Origin of the sequence: Pseudomonas sp. P108, assembly GCF_032613195.1 — a bacterium.
Taxonomy (GTDB): Bacteria; Pseudomonadota; Gammaproteobacteria; order Pseudomonadales; family Pseudomonadaceae; genus Aquipseudomonas.
Map to the genome: position 1 here is coordinate 543,585 of NZ_CP126691.1, position 19,369 is coordinate 562,953.

The 19,369-nt window shown below is 59.0% G+C and carries 18 protein-coding genes; 12 read left to right on the top strand and 6 right to left on the bottom strand.

What is annotated here, in order from left to right:
- Positions 1 to 57 precede the first annotated feature (57 nt).
- On the top strand, positions 58 to 393 hold the full coding sequence (locus tag QOM10_RS02335; RefSeq protein ID WP_127925576.1) for a YceK/YidQ family lipoprotein: 336 nt from the start codon (positions 58 to 60) through the stop codon (positions 391 to 393).
- Positions 394 to 445: 52 nt separating this feature from the next.
- Here QOM10_RS02335 and QOM10_RS02340 read toward each other — a convergent pair whose 3' ends face one another.
- Positions 446 to 1,255 carry a hypothetical protein gene (locus QOM10_RS02340; RefSeq protein ID WP_160037986.1) on the bottom strand — a complete coding sequence of 270 codons (810 nt, stop codon included), beginning with the start codon at positions 1,253 to 1,255 and terminating at the stop codon, positions 446 to 448.
- A gap of 377 nt (positions 1,256 to 1,632) precedes the next feature.
- Here QOM10_RS02340 and QOM10_RS02345 point away from each other — a divergent pair, with 377 nt between their 5' ends.
- From QOM10_RS02345 to QOM10_RS02355, 3 genes are read left to right on the top strand one after another with little or no spacing between them, the layout of a single operon-like run.
- Entirely contained in the window at positions 1,633 to 3,387 is a 1,755-nt protein-coding gene (locus QOM10_RS02345) for a carbamoyltransferase (RefSeq protein ID WP_127925578.1), read from the top strand.
- Positions 3,380 to 4,288 carry a glycosyltransferase family 2 protein gene (locus QOM10_RS02350; RefSeq protein WP_127925579.1) on the top strand — a complete coding sequence of 303 codons (909 nt, stop codon included), beginning with the start codon at positions 3,380 to 3,382 and terminating at the stop codon, positions 4,286 to 4,288. Before QOM10_RS02345 ends, QOM10_RS02350 begins: the two co-directional genes overlap by 8 nt.
- A gap of 54 nt (positions 4,289 to 4,342) precedes the next feature.
- Positions 4,343 to 5,803, top strand: coding sequence for a hypothetical protein (locus tag QOM10_RS02355; RefSeq protein ID WP_160037988.1), 1,461 nt, complete (start codon positions 4,343 to 4,345; stop codon positions 5,801 to 5,803).
- Between the two features lie 3 nt (positions 5,804 to 5,806).
- Here the strand turns inward: QOM10_RS02355 and QOM10_RS02360 are convergent, their stop codons facing one another.
- Positions 5,807 to 6,460: a toluene tolerance protein gene (locus QOM10_RS02360; protein WP_127925581.1), complete on the bottom strand. Its 654-nt coding sequence runs from the start codon at positions 6,458 to 6,460 to the stop codon at positions 5,807 to 5,809.
- A gap of 125 nt (positions 6,461 to 6,585) precedes the next feature.
- On the opposite strand from QOM10_RS02360, the gene msbA reads away from it, so the two are divergent.
- The 7 genes from msbA (at position 6,586) to QOM10_RS02395 (ending at position 14,844) form a co-directional block, all read left to right on the top strand.
- Positions 6,586 to 8,412, top strand: coding sequence for a lipid A export permease/ATP-binding protein MsbA (gene msbA, locus QOM10_RS02365; RefSeq protein WP_127925582.1), 1,827 nt, complete (start codon positions 6,586 to 6,588; stop codon positions 8,410 to 8,412).
- The gene (locus QOM10_RS02370) at positions 8,406 to 9,302 is read left to right on the top strand and encodes a GNAT family N-acetyltransferase (RefSeq protein ID WP_316917517.1); all 897 of its coding nucleotides are present in this window, start codon (positions 8,406 to 8,408) and stop codon (positions 9,300 to 9,302) included. The genes msbA and QOM10_RS02370 overlap by 7 nt, the downstream gene beginning before the upstream one ends.
- Positions 9,303 to 9,306: 4 nt before the next feature.
- Positions 9,307 to 10,707, top strand: coding sequence for a PIG-L deacetylase family protein (locus tag QOM10_RS02375; protein ID WP_316917518.1), 1,401 nt, complete (start codon positions 9,307 to 9,309; stop codon positions 10,705 to 10,707).
- A 64-nt stretch (positions 10,708 to 10,771) separates the two neighbouring features.
- Positions 10,772 to 12,193, top strand: coding sequence for a bifunctional D-glycero-beta-D-manno-heptose-7-phosphate kinase/D-glycero-beta-D-manno-heptose 1-phosphate adenylyltransferase HldE (hldE, locus tag QOM10_RS02380; RefSeq protein ID WP_093430139.1), 1,422 nt, complete (start codon positions 10,772 to 10,774; stop codon positions 12,191 to 12,193).
- Between the two features lie 130 nt (positions 12,194 to 12,323).
- On the top strand, positions 12,324 to 13,298 hold the full coding sequence (locus QOM10_RS02385; RefSeq protein WP_127925586.1) for a glycosyltransferase: 975 nt from the start codon (positions 12,324 to 12,326) through the stop codon (positions 13,296 to 13,298).
- The gene (locus QOM10_RS02390) at positions 13,299 to 13,985 is read left to right on the top strand and encodes a hypothetical protein (protein WP_316917519.1); all 687 of its coding nucleotides are present in this window, start codon (positions 13,299 to 13,301) and stop codon (positions 13,983 to 13,985) included.
- A gap of 58 nt (positions 13,986 to 14,043) precedes the next feature.
- Positions 14,044 to 14,844: a hypothetical protein gene (locus tag QOM10_RS02395; protein WP_316917520.1), complete on the top strand. Its 801-nt coding sequence runs from the start codon at positions 14,044 to 14,046 to the stop codon at positions 14,842 to 14,844.
- A 4-nt stretch (positions 14,845 to 14,848) separates the two neighbouring features.
- Here the strand turns inward: QOM10_RS02395 and QOM10_RS02400 are convergent, their stop codons facing one another.
- The 4 genes from QOM10_RS02400 to QOM10_RS02415 form a co-directional block, all read right to left on the bottom strand.
- Positions 14,849 to 15,811, bottom strand: a complete 963-nt coding sequence (locus QOM10_RS02400) for a metal ABC transporter ATPase (protein WP_150651801.1) — start codon at positions 15,809 to 15,811, stop codon at positions 14,849 to 14,851.
- A gap of 31 nt (positions 15,812 to 15,842) precedes the next feature.
- Positions 15,843 to 16,655, bottom strand: a complete 813-nt coding sequence (locus tag QOM10_RS02405; protein ID WP_127925588.1) for an aldo/keto reductase — start codon at positions 16,653 to 16,655, stop codon at positions 15,843 to 15,845.
- A complete protein-coding gene (locus tag QOM10_RS02410; RefSeq protein ID WP_160037998.1) occupies positions 16,652 to 17,827 on the bottom strand; it encodes an NAD(P)/FAD-dependent oxidoreductase in 1,176 nt (391 codons plus the stop codon). The genes QOM10_RS02405 and QOM10_RS02410 overlap by 4 nt, the downstream gene beginning before the upstream one ends.
- Positions 17,828 to 18,029: 202 nt before the next feature.
- Entirely contained in the window at positions 18,030 to 18,362 is a 333-nt protein-coding gene (locus QOM10_RS02415; RefSeq protein ID WP_007915730.1) for a DMT family transporter, read from the bottom strand.
- Between the two features lie 109 nt (positions 18,363 to 18,471).
- Here QOM10_RS02415 and QOM10_RS02420 point away from each other — a divergent pair, with 109 nt between their 5' ends.
- Positions 18,472 to 19,368, top strand: a complete 897-nt coding sequence (locus tag QOM10_RS02420) for a LysR family transcriptional regulator (RefSeq protein ID WP_150750098.1) — start codon at positions 18,472 to 18,474, stop codon at positions 19,366 to 19,368.
- Position 19,369 lies beyond the last annotated feature (1 nt).

Below are 19,369 nucleotides of genomic sequence, written 5' to 3' on the forward strand. Positions count from 1 at the left end.
AACTGTGCCCTGCACAGCGCCGATGCTAATTTGCCCGACGACCTTGGAGGGCAAATCTTGACCATCAAACAGGCTGTAACGCTGGGTGTTTTTTCATGGCTTTTAGCCGGTTGCGGCAGCGTCCTGAGCGTACTGCAGGACGATGCCGACGTCGCCCGTGACCTGCGCAAACAAAAAACCTACTGCCAATCCATTCCGCGTATTTACAGCGGTCTGGCCTTCGATTTCTGCGTGTTGAACGCGCCTCCCGATCCGAGTGGGGTTCTTTTGCCATTCGTGCTGCTGGATCTGCCACTGTCCGGTGTATTCGATACGGTAGCGCTGCCCTATACGGTTTATCGTCAGGTCACTGACGGCAATCTTGGTATTTACTGGCGCAAGGGTGGTTATTGAGTGCGGATAATGCATGGAAAGCCGGTCACGCAGGCTGTCCATGCAGGGCTATTCAGCGAATGTCAAAAAAGGAAATTCCGGTGCTCCACAGAAGTCGCGAGTCGATCTCGGTGCCCAATTGAATCCAACACTGGAATTCTCCCTTGAAGCCTTTGAAGGGGCTGTAGGCTTGAGCCGGGAGGGAATACATGAACGCTTCTTCAGGTCGGTTGGCCTGAAGCTCGACGGACTGATCGAACACCTTTTCGTTTCCAGCGTAGACACGCCATTGAAGCAGGAGCGTGTTGTATGGACGCAAGTGTTCGATGACCGGAATGGTAATGAGGCGTCCCTGAGGGTGGGTGCCGGCATCGATGCCACCATCCACCAGACCCTCAATGATTGCAGGCTGATAGTTCAGTTCACGTGTGACGTCTGTCAGCAGGGCAGGAGAGTTTTCGATCACTCCATTGGGTAGTTTGATTTCAGCGGTGACGTTCACGGACTTGCCGCTGAACGGCTCCAGTTGTTCGAGTGAGAGTCTGATGAACTCAACATTTCCGGCTACTGAAACATCGAAGGGGCCGAATGATGCTTTTGCGAGATCATCAGTACTGACCCAGTGAAGGGTAATGCGTGCGCCGATATCAGATTTTCGTGTACTGACAGCCATCATTACTGGCAGGGTTTTGATGATCTCCATTGGCAAAACTGCACCCCATTTTTCCGTTTCTCTGAGGACCACAAATTCGCCTGAAATAAATGCCAGGAAGCCTAATGCAGGTTTTTCCCGTTGTTCACGCGTGGCGCTTTTATCAAATTGGGGGGAGCTCAGCTTGCTCGAAAAGCCGACGTCCTTATTGCTGTAAATGAGAGTGTCCATGCATTGCTCCTTGTTCTCGGTTGCCCGGTATTTCCGGGTACAGGGAGTAAGCCGCGCAGGTTCAATTTGCGTAACTGTCAAAGTTGACAGGTTTTTAGTTTTTTTTGTTCTAATCAAGACCGCTTTGATGCTCACTGGATCCTTTTTGAACAAACGGAAATCGAGCCGCAACTTCATGGTGACTTTCTTTTTCAGAGGTTCCACCTCTGCGCAGTGGGCGCATTGGATTGCTGGCATCAGGTTAGCGATTGCGAATCCCAAACCCGGCGGGATTAACGCTATAATCCCGCCCTTTAGCTGTCACTCGCCCTGTGCGAGGGCACATCAATATTCAAGGCGCATCGCGCCTGCACGCAGACTAAAGAGGCTAGACCCCTGTGGCATTGACGATTCTTGGCCTGTCCGGCGCCCTTAGCCATGACCCTTCAGCAGCCTTGTACATCGACGGCAAGCTGGTGGCGGCGGCTGAAGAAGAGCGTTTCGTACGTGATAAGCATGCAAAGAACCGCATGCCCTACGAATCGGCGAAGTTCTGTCTTGAACAGGCCGGCATCAAGCCGTCCGATGTTGACGTGGTTGCGATTCCATTTGCCCCGATCAGCCTGTTCGGCAAGGCGCGCTGGCACTACGCCAAGCGTTACTGGTACGCGCCGGATCGTGCCCTCGATGCGATCCTGATGGGCAACCGTCGCTACAAGCGCTATCGCAACAAGATCGTCTGGTGCCTTGAGCAACTGGGTTTCGATCCGAAAAAAATCAAGATCGAGCCGGTCGAACACCATTTGGCTCACGCCTCCAGCGCTTACCATTGCTCCGGTTTCAAAGAAAAAACCGCGATTCTCGGTATCGACGGCAAAGGTGAGTACGCCACGACCTTTTTCGGCTACGGCGAAAACGGCAAGATCCACAAGATCAAGGAATTCTTCGATCCTGACTCTCTCGGCGGCCTGTATGGCGCGATCACCGAGTTCCTCGGTTTCGAGATGCTCGACGGTGAGTTCAAGGTCATGGGCATGGCGCCGTACGGCGATGCCAGCAAATACGATTTCTCACGTCTGGCCTCGTTCGAGAACGGCGAGCTGGTGATCAACACCGACTACGCCAACGTCATCGGCCTGCGTCGCTACAAAGAGAAGGGCAAAGGCTTCTACTTCTCGCCAAAGCTGATCGAATGGCTGGGTCCGAAGCGCGAAGGTGACATCGCTGACGAACCGTACATTCACTACGCCGCGAGCATGCAAGCGCTGTTCGAGAAACTGGCGTTGCAGATGATCGACCACTACCTGGGCGACGTACTCAAGGAAACCGGCAAGCTGGCTTTCGCCGGTGGCTGTGCATTGAACGTCAAGCTGAACCAGAAAATCATTGCCCGCGACGACATCACGGAGCTGTTCGTGCAACCGGCGTCCGGCGATGCCGGCACTGCGGTTGGCGCTGCTGCCTATGTGTCTCACGCTCGTGGCGTACCCGTCGAGAAGATGGAACACGTCTACCTCGGCCCGTCGTACAGCAACGAAGACGTCATCGCCGCCTGCGCCCGTCACGAGAGCAAGCCGACCTGGCGCAAGCTCGACAACATGCCTGAGCAGATCGCCAAAATCATGGTCGACGGCAACCCGGTTGCCTGGTTCCAGGGGCGCATGGAATTCGGTCCGCGTGCATTGGGTGGTCGTTCGATCATCGGTTGCCCGAGCGTGGCCGGTGTGGCTGACCGGATCAACCACCAGATCAAGTTCCGTGAGCGCTGGAGGCCTTTCTGCCCGTCGATGCTCGACACCGTTGCGCCACAGATGATCAAGATCGATCACCCGGCGCCGTTCATGACCTTCACGTTCGAAGTGGCAGAAGAGTGGAAGACCCGCGTGCCGGAAGTCGTCCACGAAGATGGCACCTCTCGCGCTCAGGTGCTCAAGCGTGAATACAACCCGCGCTACTACGACATGATGAAGGCGCTGGAAAACCTGACCGGTAACGGCGTATCGCTGAACACCTCGCTCAACCGTCGTGGCGAACCGATGATCTGCTCGCCGACCGACGCACTGAACATGTTTTTCGGTTCTGACCTGGAATACCTGATCATGGAAGATATTCTGGTCGTAAAAGAGGGTGTGAAAGGATACGAACTTGACTGAAACACTGATCAGCGTCGTCATTCCTGTTTACAACTATGCGCGAACCCTGCCACGTGCAGTGGAGTCGGTGTTGGCGCAGCTGGATGAGACGACGGCGGATCTGCTGGTCATCGACGATGGGTCGACGGACGATACGCCTGAGGTGGTGGAAAAGCTCCTGCTCAAGCATGGCGGGCGTTTTCGTGCGCTGCGCAAAAGCAATGGCGGCTTGTCGTCGGTGCGCAATCGTGGGCTTGAGGAGACGACCGGGCGGTATCTGGTATTCCTCGACTCCGATGACGAAATGGCTCCCGGCGCACTGGCTGCGCTTTCTCAGCACATTGCCAGTCATCCGCACAGCCTGATGGTGATCGGTGCGCACTGGTCGGTGTTCGCTGACGGACGACGCAGCCTGCAGGCGGCCAAGCCGTTGCCTGTGACACCGCGGCAGCGCTTGCAGGGCTACCTGTTGAGCAAGACTGTGTCGATTTCAAACGGCGCCTGCGCGATGCATCGCGATGTTTTTGTTTTGGGTAACTACCCGGAACATTTGCGCAACGTCGAGGATTTGCCAGTGTTTGCCCAAGTGCTGGCGCGCTATCCCTGCACCGTTCTGGACAAGCCTTTGGCGCTGATCTACAAGCATGCCGACAGCATGCGCCATGACTTGCGCCAAAGCCTTGCCGCCGGTACGGAGCAGGTGGTCAGCGAAGTCTTTTCCAGTCGACGAATGCCCGAGGAAATGAGTGATTTGCGCCAGGCATTTCTGGCGCAGCGCTGTTTGTCGTTGTTTCGTGACTGTTATTCCCATGGCGAGTACAAGCTGGCCAAGTCATTCTATTTTCAGGCCTTGCGCGCAGACTGGCGGACGTTTTCGCGTTGGTCATACACGCGCAAGGCGTTGCGGTTGCTGTTTCGGTAAGCGGGTCGCGCTGATGTGTGCGTACCTTGTAACGAGTGTCGATGAGGTGGCTGGGTGAAAGGTACGGGCGGCAAGGTAGGGGCTCAAGTCTCCAGAATCATCGACGAATACCCGGTTTGGCTGGCGTTTTTGGGCAGTGCACTGTTATCGCTGATTGCGGTTCTGGGCACTGCGACGGTGGGGCGTGATGCCGCGCTGTACATTGATATTGCGCAACAGGTCACCGAGCACGGGCCAGATGTGGCCTGGGCAACTTTCGACTGGCCGTGGTTTTCCTTTCTGCTGGCCGGTACGCACGCCGTCCTCCATCTGCCGCTGGAGCTGAGTGCCTACCTTTGGTGCGCGCTCTTTTTCGCCGGCACCAGCGCGCTGATGGTGGATTGCGTTCGTCAGCGGTCTGCACATCTCGCCGGTTGGGCCTGCCTCGTGGTACTGGCCATGCCTGCGGTGAATGCCTTTCGCAATGACATCATTCGCGAATGCGGTTTCTGGTTCTTCTGCACACTGACGCTCTGGCTTGCGCTGCGCTGGCAAGCGCGTGGCGGCTGGCTGCGGGCGGCATTGATTCATTTGGCGATCGTTGCGGCAGCCTTGTTCCGGTTGGAAGCCTTGCTGCTGGTGCCGGCGTTGGCGCTGTGGCAGTTGCCCAACCTGTGGTCGTCGACCCGACGGATGCAGTTCGCTCAGTTTTCGCTGCTACCGGTTCTGGGGCTGCTGGCCGTTTCGGTGTCGGGTGTGCTCATGTCGGCGCGCGTGATGCTGTATCTGGACATGATTGCGCCGCACAGTGTGTTTGCCGCCTTCCAGATGCTGAGCGATCAGTTCGCCAACTCGCTCATCAACAAGTATTCCCAGGATGAAGCCGGCCGGATCATTTTCTTCGGCATTCTGGCGACCATGACCATCAGTTTCGTGAAATTGATGGGGCCTTTCGCGGTGCCCTTCCTTCTGCGGCGCAACTGGGGAGTTCTCGGTACTTACTGGCGTGATTATCGTCCTTTTGCCTGGGCGGCCGTGTTGTATCTGGTGGTGCTGGTGCTGTTTTTCATCAAGCAACAGTTCATGAACACGCGTTATCTGAGCTTTCTGAATCTGTTGTTTGTGCCTGTGCTGGCCATGGGGCTGGCCGCGTTTGTTCGCGAGTTCCCGCGTTGGGGCAAATGGCTGGTGGTCCTCGGGTTGCTGGTGATGCTGTCCAACGTCATTTCCACCGGCGCCGGTAAAACGCACTACGTGGAGGCCGGTCGCTGGTTGTCTGCTCATGTCGAGCCGGGTGCGAAGACGTATTTCGAGGATGGGCGGATCAGCTATTACGCCGGACGCGGTTACGTGTTGCCGGTACTGACTGCGGATGAGGCGATGTCGGCAGCGCATGCTGGCGACTATCAGTATTTCCTCATTGAAGCCAAAGGTGACGAGCCGTGGCTGAGCGAATGGCTGGTGGCGCACAAGCTGCGCATCATCGAGCATTTCGCCAATCGCAAAGGTGCCACCGTGGTGGTCATCGGCCGCTGAGATTCAACCGAGCAGCGGACGCAGGCGCGAGATCAGCGGCGCTTGTCGGTTGCTCGGCAGCGCCTGCCGATAACCTTCGATAAACGTGTCGCCGGTGTCCTGGCCCAGCAGCCATTGGCGGTCTTCCTTGTAGCGCAGCAAGTGCGCGAAGTTGCGCAGGCGTTTGCTATCGCTGAGTGCGCGTCGCTGGCAGCGCAGGTCGGCGATATCGATCAGGCCCAAATGGTTGTCCGGCGTCAGCACCACGTTGCCGAAGTGCAGCGATCGAAAGTACACGCCTTTTTCGTGCAGAAGGGCGAAGTACCCGCCCAGCTGGAATCGCAATGAGTCAGCCTCATCGTCAGTGCCTTGTAACTGACGCACTGTATTGCCTTCCAGCGGGCTGTAATACACGCAGTCACGTTCAATGCTCGGGATGCGATAGACCGCGATGACTTTCGGGCAGAGGATGCCGCGTTGTTCGAGGGCGCGGGTGTTGTCGGCAAAGCGTTGTGCATAGGGGTAGAACAGCGCCGAACTGAGCAGCCGCTTGCGGCGGAACAGCTTGAGCATGCGTCCATCGGCCAATCTGAGCACTTTGTCGCCGGAACCGTCGGCCTCCAGTACGTGTGCACCTTTGCGCAGTGCCTCGTAAGTGCTGTGATCAATCGATTGCATATCGGGCTCCCCATCATTAGCCGGGTATCTTAACCGACTTGGCCGAAGGCTGGCTTGAAGTCATGTTTATCGGGGCAAAAACGCGTGTGATATCATCGGCGCCTCACTGAATTGCGCGGATCACCATGAGCAGTCCTGAACCGAAAGCCCAGTCCACGCTGGCGATCTATTTCCGCCTTTTGGCTTACGTGCGGCCTTATGCCGGCCTTTTCCTTCTCAGCATCGTCGGGTTTCTGATCTTCGCATCGACTCAACCGATGCTCGCTTACATCCTCAAGTACTTTGTCGACGGTCTGGCCAATCCTGAAGCCAGTCTGTTCCCGGGCAATCCTTATCTGGGCAAGCTGCAGTTGCTCGAAACCGTGCCACTGATGATCGTTTTCATTGCACTGTGGCAGGGTGTGGGTTCGTATCTGGGCAACTTCTTCCTGGCGCGGGTTTCGCTGGGGCTGGTGCATGACCTGCGGGTGGTGCTGTTCAACAAATTGCTCGAGTTGCCCAATCGCTTCTTCGACAAGAACAATTCCGGCCACCTGATTTCCCGGATCACTTTCAACGTGACCATGGTCACCGGCGCGGCAACGGATGCCATCAAAGTCGTCATCCGTGAAGGCATGACCGTGATTTTCCTGTTCTGCACGCTGTTGTGGATGAACTGGAAGCTCACCCTGGTGATGGTCGCGATCCTGCCGTTGATCGGCTTGATGGTGAACAGCACCAGCAAGAAATTTCGCAAGCAGAGCAAGAAGATCCAGGTCTCGATGGGCAACGTCACGCACGTCGCGTCCGAGACCATTCATGGCTACCGGGTTGTGCGCAGCTTCGGCGGCGAGCAGTACGAAAAGGATCGCTTTCGCGATGCCAGTCAGAGCAACACCGACAAGCAGTTGACGATGACCAAGACCGGCGCGGTTTACACGCCGATGCTGCAACTGGTGACGTACAGCGCCATGGCCGTGGTCATGTTCCTCGTGCTGTACCTTCGCGGCGATGCTTCGCCGGGCGATCTGGTGGCCTACATCACCATGGCTGGCCTGCTGCCCAAGCCGATCCGTCAATTGTCGGAAGTCAGTTCGACGATTCAGAAAGGCGTGGCCGGTGCCGAAAGCATTTTCGAGCAACTGGACGAGCCGGCGGAAGTGGATCAGGGCACGGTCGAGCAGGATCGTCTCGAAGGCCGTCTGGAAGTGCGTAACCTCAGCTTCCACTATCCCGACACCGACAAAGCGGTACTCAACGACATCAGCTTCGTCGTCGAACCGGGGCAGATGGTCGCTCTGGTGGGGCGCTCGGGCAGTGGCAAGTCGACCCTCGCCAGCCTGATTCCACGCTTTTATCAACATGATCATGCGCAGGGCCAGATCCTGCTTGATGGCGTGCAGGTGCAGGATTTCACCCTGCGCAGCCTGCGTCGGCAGATAGCTCTGGTGACCCAGCAGGTCACGCTGTTCAACGATACGGTGACCAACAACATCGCTTACGGCGATCTGGCCGGCGCACCGTTCGATGAGGTCAAGCGCGCGGCCACCGAAGCCTATGCCGATGAGTTCATCATCAAGATGCCGCAGGGTTACGAAACCATGGTCGGCGAAAACGGCGTACTGCTGTCCGGCGGCCAGCGTCAACGCATCGCCATTGCCCGGGCCCTGCTCAAGGATGCGCCGCTGCTGATTCTCGACGAAGCCACCTCCGCGCTCGATACCGAGTCGGAGCGGCACATTCAGGCTGCGCTGGATCATGTGGTGCAGAACCGCACGACACTGGTGATCGCTCACCGTTTGAGCACCATTGAAAAAGCCGACCTGATTCTGGTCATGGACGAGGGCCGCATCGTTGAGCGTGGCTCTCACACGCAATTGCTCGAGCAAAACGGCTATTACGCGCGTCTGCATGCCAAAGAGTTCGAAGAGGGTGACGAGCCACAACCGGCACACGTGACCAACGTATGCTGACGATGTTTCGCAGCTTTCGCGAGCGTGGCTGGAGCGAAATTGACCGTGACAGCTACACCCGGGCCTGGCAGCGTTTCGGCGGCAGTTTTGCCACGCATCCGGAAGTCGTCGAGCGCTTGTCGACATTCCTGGGCATCGAGTTGCGCTACCTGGGCTGGGTGATTGGCGGTGAAGTGCTTGCCGCCGTTCCCTGCTGGGGGCGGCATGTCGCCTTGTCCAAGGAAGTGCTCAAGCGCGAGGGCAAGCGCGGTTTGCTCGATATGGGCAATGCGGAAATCATTCTGCCGATCGCGCCAGATGTCATCGTGCCGGTGCGCCAGCGCATGGCGTATGTGTCTCAGCTCAATGCCGAGCAGATCAGCACGTTGAAGCTGCAGCCTGAGGGTTTGGCGCTGGCGCGGTTGCCGGAAGAGTATTCGAAGAAATTCCGCTACAACCAGCGTCGCGAGCAGCGCCTGCTGGAAGAAGCGGGCGGATCGCTGGTGCCGATGTCCGATTTTACGCCGCAGGAACAAGCCGCTGCTTACGCTGATCTGTTTCAGCGTCGCTGGGGCTTCGAGGTGCCGGGCAAGGCCGGGCTGGTTGAGGTTTTTACCTTGCTGCGTGAATTCATGACCGGTTCGGTGGCAATGCTCGATTCGGCGCCAGTGGCCATTCAGGTGCTGTATCGCGTCGAAGCCCCGCAATGGGTTTCGCTCGAATACATCAACGGTGGCGTCGACCCGCAGAGCCGCGAGTTCAGTCCTGGCAGTGTGCTGAGTTTCGTCAACACCCAAGAGGCCTGGGCGCACGCGCAGGCGCTGGGCAAACCTCTGCGCTATTCATTCGGTCGTGCCGACCGTGAGTACAAGGATCGCTGGTGCCACACGGTGCCGGTCTACAAGGTCTGAATCCATGAGCGCTCGCAAGCAACAGCTTCTCAAGGCCCATCGACGCAACAAACGTCTGTTCCTGATTGCCTTTATGGTGGCGCTGTTGTTGATCGGCTTCCTGATCGCCTGGTGGCTGGTGCCGGTATTGCTGGTGCTGGCCTGGGTCGCTCACGAGGCCTGGTTTGCCGATCATCTGTTTTACCGGCCTTCTGACGACTATCAGTACAACTTCCCGGCGCAAACCGCGCGGCAGGTCGTGAGTCTTGAGGGCGGCGTTTTGCGCCTGAGCGAGCTGCTGGCGCAGGGCGAGACGTTGGTACTCGAACTTGAAGTGAAATCCACTTGGCTGGGGCGCTGGTTCGACCCCCATGTTGAAGTAGGCGATGATCGCCAGGACTTCGAGCGCGGGGTCAATGGCCGGCGTTTCCTCAATTTGTCTGGTCAGGCCGATGCGCTGGCGCAAGGCGTTCTGGCACTGCGTGGTCAATATTGCGTGCCCGCCCCGGCGGGCGTGTTGTGGGTCATGGCCAATCCTGACTACAGCCGCCAGCGGGTGATGGTCATCGCTCCCCATGCCGACGATGCCGAACTCGCTGCATTCGGCCTTTACAGTCGATCTGAAGACGTCAGTATCGTCACCCTGACCCAGGGTGAGATCGAGGCCGAAGACTTTCAGCGTCTGGGCCTTGATCAAGCCGCAGCCGCGCGATTGAAGGGCCGTTTGCGCAGTTGGGACAGTCTGGTGATCCCGTTGTGGGGCGGCGTGCCTGCCGATCGCTGCGTGCAATTGGGTTATTACTGCCTGCAACTGCCTTCGATGGCCGAAGAACCTTCCCAGGTGTTCGGCTCCCGTGAGTCGCAGGAAAACGACGTGCGCAGTGTGCGCCGGCACAATCCGTTGACCCTGCCCGCCGACATCGATGGGCAGCCGACCTGGCAAAATCTGCTGGGCGATCTGAAGGCCCTGCTTGAGCACTATCGTCCGGAAGTGGTGGTGACGCCCCATCCTGAGCTCGATCCTCACAGCGATCACGTAGCCTCGACCCAGGCGTTGCTTGAGGCTATCGCGCTGAGTAGCTGGAAACCGACAACCCTGCTGATGTACGCCAATCACCTGCACGACAACGATCGCTGGCCGATGGGCCCTGCCGGTGCCGGTATCGCGCTGCCGCCTGCTATCGAGCCATTGCCGACCGACCGGTTGTGGAGCCCGCTGTTGTCGGCAGACGTGCAACTGGACAAAGCCATGGCCCTGGCGATGGAGCACGATCTGCAGGGCGAGCAAGTGTTCAAACGGCAATTACGCCGCTGGATCCAGCAAGGCCTGGCGGGTCGTCGCTGGCCTGCAACAGGCAGTAACGAGTTTTTCCGCAAAGCGGTCCGGCGTCATGAATTGTTCTGGGTACGCGACCTTTCAGATTGAGGCGGACGGCGCTTTACCCTGTGTTAATATCGCGCCCCTGTTCATTTTGTATGTGGGTTGCTCCATGAAGTTGTCCATGCCGCGTTTCGATCAAGCCCCGGTCTTGGTAGTCGGCGATGTCATGCTCGACCGTTACTGGCATGGCGGAACCTCACGGATTTCCCCTGAGGCGCCGGTGCCGGTCGTTAAGGTCGAGCAGATCGAAGATCGTCCGGGCGGTGCCGCGAACGTTGCCTTGAACATTGCCGCGCTGGGTGCGCCGGCGTCGCTGGTCGGTGTGACCGGCGATGACGAAGCCGCCGACAGCCTGAGCAACAGTCTCAAAGGCGCGGGCGTACGTGCCCTGTTCCAGCGCATTGCGCACCAGCCAACCATCGTCAAGTTGCGGGTCATGAGCCGACACCAGCAATTGCTGCGGATCGACTTCGAAGAACCGTTCGCCACCGACGCTCTGGCCCTCGGCTCGCAGGTCGACGACCTGCTCGAAGGCATCAAGGTGCTGGTGCTCTCCGACTACGGCAAAGGAGCCCTGAAAAACCATCAGGCGCTGATCCAGGCTGCACGCGCGAAGAATATTCCGGTGCTGGCCGACCCGAAGGGCAAGGATTTCTCGATCTATCGCGGCGCCAGCCTGATCACCCCCAACCTCAGCGAATTCGAAGCCATCGTCGGCGGTTGCGTCGATGAGCATGAGCTGGTGAGCAAGGGCGCTGCGTTGATGCACGACCTTGAACTCGGTGCGCTGCTGGTAACACGTGGCGAGCACGGCATGACCCTGCTGCGTCCGGACCAGCCGGCACTGCATTTGCCGGCCCGTGCCCGCGAAGTGTTCGACGTCACCGGTGCCGGTGACACGGTGATTTCTACCCTGGCCGCAGCGATTGCCGCCGGTGAAGACCTGCCTCATGCCGTTGCCCTGGCCAACCTGGCCGCAGGCATCGTGGTTGGCAAACTCGGTACAGCCGCCATCAGTGCCCCGGAACTGCGTCGTGCGATCCAGCGCGAAGAAGGTTCCGAGCGTGGTGTTCTGGGTCTGGAGCAATTGTTGCTCGCCGTGGCCGATGCCCGCGCGCACAACGAGAAGATTGTCTTCACCAACGGCTGCTTCGACATCCTGCACGCCGGGCATGTGACCTATCTGGAGCAGGCGCGGGCACAGGGCGATCGTCTGATTGTCGCGGTCAACGATGATGCATCGGTCAGCCGCCTCAAAGGCCCGGGCCGACCGATCAATAGTGTTGACCGGCGCATGGCCGTTCTCGCCGGACTCGGTGCTGTGGACTGGGTGATCAGCTTCCCTGAGGGCACCCCGGAAAACCTGCTGCGCGAGGTCAAGCCGGACGTGCTGGTCAAGGGTGGCGATTACGGCATCGATCAGGTGGTCGGCGCAGATATCGTCACGGCTTATGGCGGCACCGTGAAGGTCTTGGGACTTGTCGAAAACAGCTCGACAACTGCGATTGTCGAAAAAATTCGCAGTCGTTGACCAGATGAATTTTTACCGTTGTGTACTGCGTGTGAACGGATTTTGCCTTGGGGATTTTGCCGTTTCCATTGATTTGGGCAGCTTTGAATCCGATGCGCTTGCCTGCCTACGTCGCGTGGTCAATTAAACTATGAAAGTCATGCTCCTGGTGATGGACGAGCAGCGGGTCATTCTCGACCGGCTCTACGACATCGTGCAGCAGAACTGTGATGAATGTTTCATCTATCGTTTGAGCAAACAGCAGCAGTTGAATCTGGGGTCGTTTCTCGCCTCGGTCGATTACCAGACCTTCGATCGCGTGGTGATTTTCTCCCGGGTCAAGCGTCTCGCCACGCAACTGCAAGTGCTCAAATGTATACCGGGGCTGGTCTTTCTCGAGCACGACGCGTACCAGAACTACATGCCGGCGAGTAAGTACCGTGGCGTGTATTCACGGCTCTATCGTCGTCTGCCAAGTTGTCGGGCGCTGGTGTCCGGTGCTGTTGTCGCTCGCAAGATGCTGGCGGAAGGTATCGACACGGTGTTCGTCTCCAAGGGTTATGACGAACAGATGCTGCACAACACTGGCGTTGATCGGGACATTCCCGTCGGCTTTCTTGGCAGCCTGAAAAGCACCGAGTATGCCGAGCGCAAAGCCATGCTCGAATCGCTCTCGCAGCGCACCGGGATGCTGGTGACCCGCACCAAGTCGGGCGCGGAATATCTGCAGACGCTCAATCGCATCAGGATTTTCGTCAGCGCCGACATCGGCATGAACGAGTTCATGATCAAGAACTATGAAGCCATGGCCTGCGGCTGTGTGCTGCTGGCCTGGAGTCAGGGCGAAGAAGACCGCTTGCTCGGCTTTGAAGACATGCACAACACCGTGTTCTATCGCAGCGAAGAAGAGGCGGTGGAAAAGATCAAGCTGCTGCAAAGCGATCCGGAACTGGCAGAGCGCATTGCCCGCAACGGCCAGGAGTTCGCGCAAAGCCGCTATTCCTTTGCCCGTGTCGGTCAGGCACTGGCCACGGAAATCCAGCGTGAGATGCGCCCATGGCAGCCGCCCTCGGCGTTCACGCGATTCTGGGTGAAGTTGCGTTACGGGATGAAGGTGCCGGTCTGAATGAAGGACGAACACATGGCGCTGGATGCGCTGCCCGGTGGTGATCAGTCCGTACTGGGTGCTTTACCCACAGAGCTTCTCGACTGTCTGAGCCGTGCGCCTCGGGTCGTGCTGATTGCCAACAACCCGGCCATCACGGCGGCGGACTTTCAGGCGTTGAACATTGGCGTCGATGACGTCGTTGTCAGCTTCAATACCTGTATCAAAGCGGCGCTGCTCAACGAGCACAGCGTCAATGTTTTCGTGCATGGCTACAACGCGCCGGATGCATACTTTTTTGGTCTGCCTTACGCGCCGCCGGTACAGCGAATGTTCGAGCAGGCGAGTGAACGCTGTTTCAGCATGCTGGTGGGCTGCGCCGCACCCATGTGTCCTTTGCCACGTGTGGCCATGTACTGGGATCGCATTCCATTGCCGCCGCTGTGGAACTACCCGGTCGACCGGCCGGGCGGCAAGCGTTATGTCGGGCCGTCCACCGGTTTCAACACGCTGGTGTTGTTCGACTGGTTGCGCGGCCATGCCGGTTATACCTATCAGCTCATGACCCTGGGGTTTTCCAACGAAGCAGGAAAACTGTGGGGTGGCCATGCCTGGGATTACGAACGCGACTGGCTGCAAAAATCGGACATCATCGTCATACCGCTGCAACCCCGACGCTGGTGGCAAAAGCTGTTTCGGCAAAAGTAAGCGACAGCGTATTACCGGTTGCCAACAGGCGCGAACTACTTTCAAAAGGTGCTGTTGAGTGTTGAAAATTGCCGTGGCTTTTTTCGGAATCCCGAGAAACTCGCAAATCTGTTTCCCTTCCATCGAGCAGAACGTGCTGGCGCAGTTGCCTGCGGGCAGCGATGTAAAGTGCTTCTACCATCTGTACAAGATCGATGAGGTGCAGAACACGCGATCCGGCGAGCAAGGCGAATTGAAGGTGGACAACTACGAGCCGTTCGAATCGATGAGCGGCAGGCTCACCTCGACCGAGGGCGTGCTGGAGCGCTGGGATTTCGAACAGGTCAAAGCACAGGGCGATACCTGGGCCGATGACTTTGCGTCACTGCGCAATCTGATTTTTCAGCTCAACTCATTGCACACCGTGACCAACATGATCGAGCCGTTCAATCCGGATTTCGTCGTGTTCGTGCGCCCGGACAATTTCTTTCACACGGCATTGCCTGGCTATGTCTTCGCTCACCCCGAGGCTCGCAAGCACAATGCTTATATTCCGGACTGGCAGTGGTGGGGCGGGTTGAACGACCGCTTTGCGGTGTGCGGGCGCGATACGTATGTCGCGTACGGCAAGCGGATCGAGCGTATCTTCGAATTCTGCAAGGCGACAGGCCGAAAGCTGCATTCCGAGCGCTTGCTCAAATATGCCCTGCAACAGGTGGACGCCAAAGTCTGCACGCTGCCGACCCAAGCGTCTCGGGTACGTATTACCGGTGCATTCGCCGAAGAATCGTTCTCGCCCAAACGCGGCATGGGCAAGCGCGAAAATCGCTACTTCCATTTATTTGCCGCGTTGCGTACGTGGTGGGATCGCCGCCGCTAAACCGCTATTTAGCGGTTTTTTTGCCCAGCCCGACTAATCGCAGCGCCTTGATACTCAACTGCTTGAGCCCCTGACGTGGGGCTTTCGCCGGTTGCAGACCCTGCTGCACCAACCAGTCCTTCCAGCGAATCCGCTCCTCGCGCACGACCCAGCCGGTTTGTGTGGCAAAGCTCTCGGCCAGATAAAGACCACGGGTACTGGCAGGAACGAGTTTGTCGCGCTTGAGGGTGTACAACTCGGCCAGTGGCGCGCCGTCCTTGAGTGGCATCAAGTACAGATCGGGGCGCTTGCGGTCGAGTCGGGCAACCAGTTGATCACCTTCAAGGCGCTCATCGACATGGAACAGGCTCAGGGATTTGGCTTCCTTGGGCACATCCAGGCGCAAATCGTAGATCAATTGCAGTGACGCGGTCGGCAGGTGCACATAGGCCCGTGGCCGCTCCAGCAATTGCAGGTTGGCGCAGCGTATTGGCCGTGCCGAGCCGGACAACGGGGTCAGGCGAAACGGCAGGGCCTCGCGATAATGCAATGCGGCCGAATAGGGCGCAGGCAGCCAGGTGTCGTTGAAGCGTCCGCCGAGCCAGCCTTCCGGGGTTTCCAGCAAGCACTCTTCGGCAATTTCCTGAATCGCCGTGTGCAGCGGAATATTCAGTTCGTGGGCCGGCACGTAACCGGAAATCAACTTCAGGACGACGTCACCGCGATCCTGCCGGCGCTGGCGCACCAGCACCCAATAATCGCGATTCTGCCAATGCAGGGTCAGGCGCACTGAAACGCCGAGGTTGGCCAGTTCCAGCGAGAAGCGCTCGGTGTCGGCCACGCTCACCGGTTTGCGCCGCTGCAAGGTTTGCGCGAAGTTCAGCGGCATGCCGACGCTTTGGTAGGTCAGGCCTTCCGGGGTAGCTTCGACGAACAGCGGCAGGGTCTTGAAGTTGCTCGGGTTCTTTCTGATGAGCGTGCGCGGCATATCGGCTCCTGCTTAAGGCCGCGAGGCGGCGTCAGTGACCACGCAGGACCTGGGCAACGGTCGCAACGTTGTGGGCGAGGTGCAGCGGGTTGATCGTGCCGACAATAGCACTGGCTACGCCAGGCTGGGCGAACAGCAATTCGAAGCTGGCGCGTACCGGATCCACGCCCGGACTCAGACACACGTGACCGCTGGCCAAGGCTTTTTTCACCAGAATGGCTTTGCCGTGGGCAGCAGCATAGTCAATGACAGCCTTCTCGTTTTGTTCGTTCAGATTGTAGGTGACCATTGCGCAGTCGCCTTGCTCCAGAGCTTTCAAACCACCTTCGACGGTTTTGCCGGAGAAGCCGAAGCCGCGAATCTTGCCTTCGGCCTTGAGCGCCGCGAGTGTCGCATAAACCTCTTCGTGCTCGAGAATGGCCATGTCGTTGCCATCGGAGTGCACCAGCACCAGGTCGATAAAATCGGTTTCAAGACGTTGCAGGCTGCGTTCCACCGACATCCGCGTGTGCGCTGCGCTGAAGTCGTGATGCGAGAGGCCTTCTGCAAACTCTTCGCCGACTTTGCTGACGATCACCCAGTCTTGACGCTGACCCCGTAGCAGCGGGCCAAGGCGTTCTTCGCTGCGGCCATAGGCCGGCGCGGTGTCGATGAGGTTGATGCCCAGATCGCGTGCCTGTCGCAGCAGCATCCGCGCTTCATCGTCGCCGGGAATCTGGAAACCGTTGGGATATTTCACCCCTTGGTCGCGGCCAAGTTTGACCGTACCCAGGCCCAGTGGCGAAACCGTCAGGCCGGTGCTGCCCAGTGGGCGATGAAGGTCGTGCAGGGTGGCGATAGTCATGGCAGCAATTGCTCCCAGGCGGGAACGCCCATCGGTGGTTTTGGCAGCGCCGGCAAGGGCTCGGCGGCTTGTGGCTGGACGCCGTCGCGTTGCAGGGAGGCGATGACCCGGTCTGCGAAGTCCGGCGCCAGCGCCAGTTTGGTTGGCCAGCCGACCAGCAAGCGGCCCTGTTCGGCGAGAAATGCGTTGTCCGGGCGGCTCAGCCCGGTTTGCAGCGGCTCGGCACGATCAACGCGCAGGGTTGCCCATTGCGTGGTGCTGAGGTCGATCCACGGCAATAACTGGGCGATTTCCTTTTGTGCGGTGGCGATCTGCTCGGCCGGCTCGCGGTGCACGCCTTCGCTTTCGGCGATGTCACCGCCCATGTACCAGACCCACTGGCCGTCAGCAGCCGGGTGGGTGGTCACGGTGATGCGCGGTTTGGTGCCGCCACCGAGGCAGTGGGCGTACAGCGGTTTGAGGCCCGGGCCTTTGGCGATGATCATGTGCAGCGGCCGGCGCTGCATGGCCGGTTGGCTCAAACCGAGGTCTTCGAGCAGTTGGGCAGTACCGGCGCCGGCGCTGAGGACGATGCGCTGAGCGCGAATCTCGCGGCCGTCGACCTTCAAGCCGACCAGCACACCCGCTTCCAGCAGCGGCTCGATGGTCTGCCCGGCGAGCAAGCCATCACCGGCCAGATCGGCCAGACGCTGCACCAGGCTCGGGACATCAACGACGAGTTCGGCGAGGCGGTAGACCTTGCCCTTGAAGCGTTTGTCTTGCAGGGCCGGCGGCAGCTGCGCGCCCTTGACCTGATCAACGCGACCACGCACGGCCTTACTGGCGAAGAAACTGGTGAGGTTGCCGGCGAGGGTGCCCGGCGACCACAGGTAATGGGCTTCGGACAGCAGGCGCACGCCGGACAGATCCAGCTCGCCATTGCCGGCCAGCGCTTCACGCCAGCGGCGCGGCATGTCGGCGATGGCTTCCGAGGCGCCGGTCAGTGCACCGTGCAGCGCGTACTTGGCGCCGCCGTGGATGATGCCCTGGGACTTCACAGTCTGCCCGCCGCCGAGGCTGGCGCTTTCCACCAACACGGTCGAAAAACCCTGACGACGCAGGCGCGCATTCAGCCAGAGGCCGGCGACACCAGCGCCGACAATCAGAACGTCGGTGGAAATAACGGATGGCATGCAGCGACCTCAGTGTTCAAGACGAGGGCGCAGTATACAGACTCGGGAAAGCGCGGGATTTGTCGATGATCAACAGGCCGAACATAGGGGCCAATGTGGGAGCGAGCCTGCTCGCGAAGAGGGAATGCCAGTCGACATATCTGTTGACTGATATACCGCATTCGCGAGCAGGCTCGCTCCCACAGGGGATTGGGGCTGGCGGTTAATGGCCGGCAGTTTTCGAGAACAGCTGAATCACAACGACGCCCAGTACGATCAACGCCATCCCCAGCATTGCCGGGATATCCAGCTTCTGCCCGTAGATGAACAGCGCCGCGACGCTGACCATCACAATGCCCATGCCCGCCCACACCGCATAGGCCACGCCGACCGGCACCGTGCGCACCACCAGCGTCAGCATCCAGAACGCAATCGCGTAGCCGACGATGACCAGCACCAGTGGCAGCGGTGTGCTGATGCCTTTGACGGCTTTCATCGACACAGTGGCGATCACTTCGGCGCAGATGGCGATGGCCAGGTAGGCGTAGGCGTTCATGGTTCAAATCCTCATGTGAAACGTTGCTTGCTGAGTCGGCATTCTAGTGATTCGCCAGATGGGGTAAAGTCATTACCTATCTGTTTTGAAGATGGGTTGGTAAGCCAGTATGCAGTGGAATCTCGATCAGCTACGGGTGTTTGTCGGCGTCGCTGAGCAGCGCTCGTTTTCCGCCGTGGCGCGGCAGCAGCGCAAGGCCCAGTCGGCGATCAGCAGCGCGATTGCCATGCTTGAGGACGACTTGGGCGTGAATCTGTTTGAGCGTAGCAGCGGTCGCCAGCCAACCCTCACTGAAGCGGGTGAAGCGTTGCTGGAAGAAGCACGAGAAGTCCTGCGCCAATGCGAGCGCCTCAACGGTCGTGCCATGGCGATGATGCGCGGCCAGGAAGCGCAACTGCGCGTGGCTCAGGATGAGGCGATGCCGTATCAGGCGCTGGTGGAAAGTTTCGGTGAACTGGCCGAGCAGTTCCCCAGCCTTGAAGTGCAACTGACCAGCGCTGCGCAAGGTGAAGTGTCGCGCAAACTGGTCGAGCGTCGCGCCGACCTTGGCCTGCTGTTTTATCACGATGAAATTCCCGAAGCGCTGGAGCGCCGCGTGCTGGGGAGCGTGGAAATGGTCACGGTGTGCGGCATCAATCATCCGCTGGCGAAGCAGTCTTACGTGACCTGCCAGCAGCTGGCGCAACACCGACAATTGCTCATGTCGACGCAAACCAGCGTCTATCCCGGCAACGAGCCGGCCAGCCCGCAGGTGTGGCGCGCAGACAGTTTCTACGTCATGTCCGAATGGCTGGTGCGCGATCTCGGTTGGGCCTGGTTGCCGCGTCATGTGGTGCAGTACTCGGCGTATCAGGGGTTGATGGTTGAACTGGACAGCGAATGGACGCCGCCGGCGCTGGTGGTTGAACTGGTCTGGCGCCGCGACGAACCCCTCGGCCCTGCCGCGCGTTGGCTTGCGGAACGTTTTGCCGTGCACTTGCGCGCGATCAGCGGCAAAAGCCGATAAA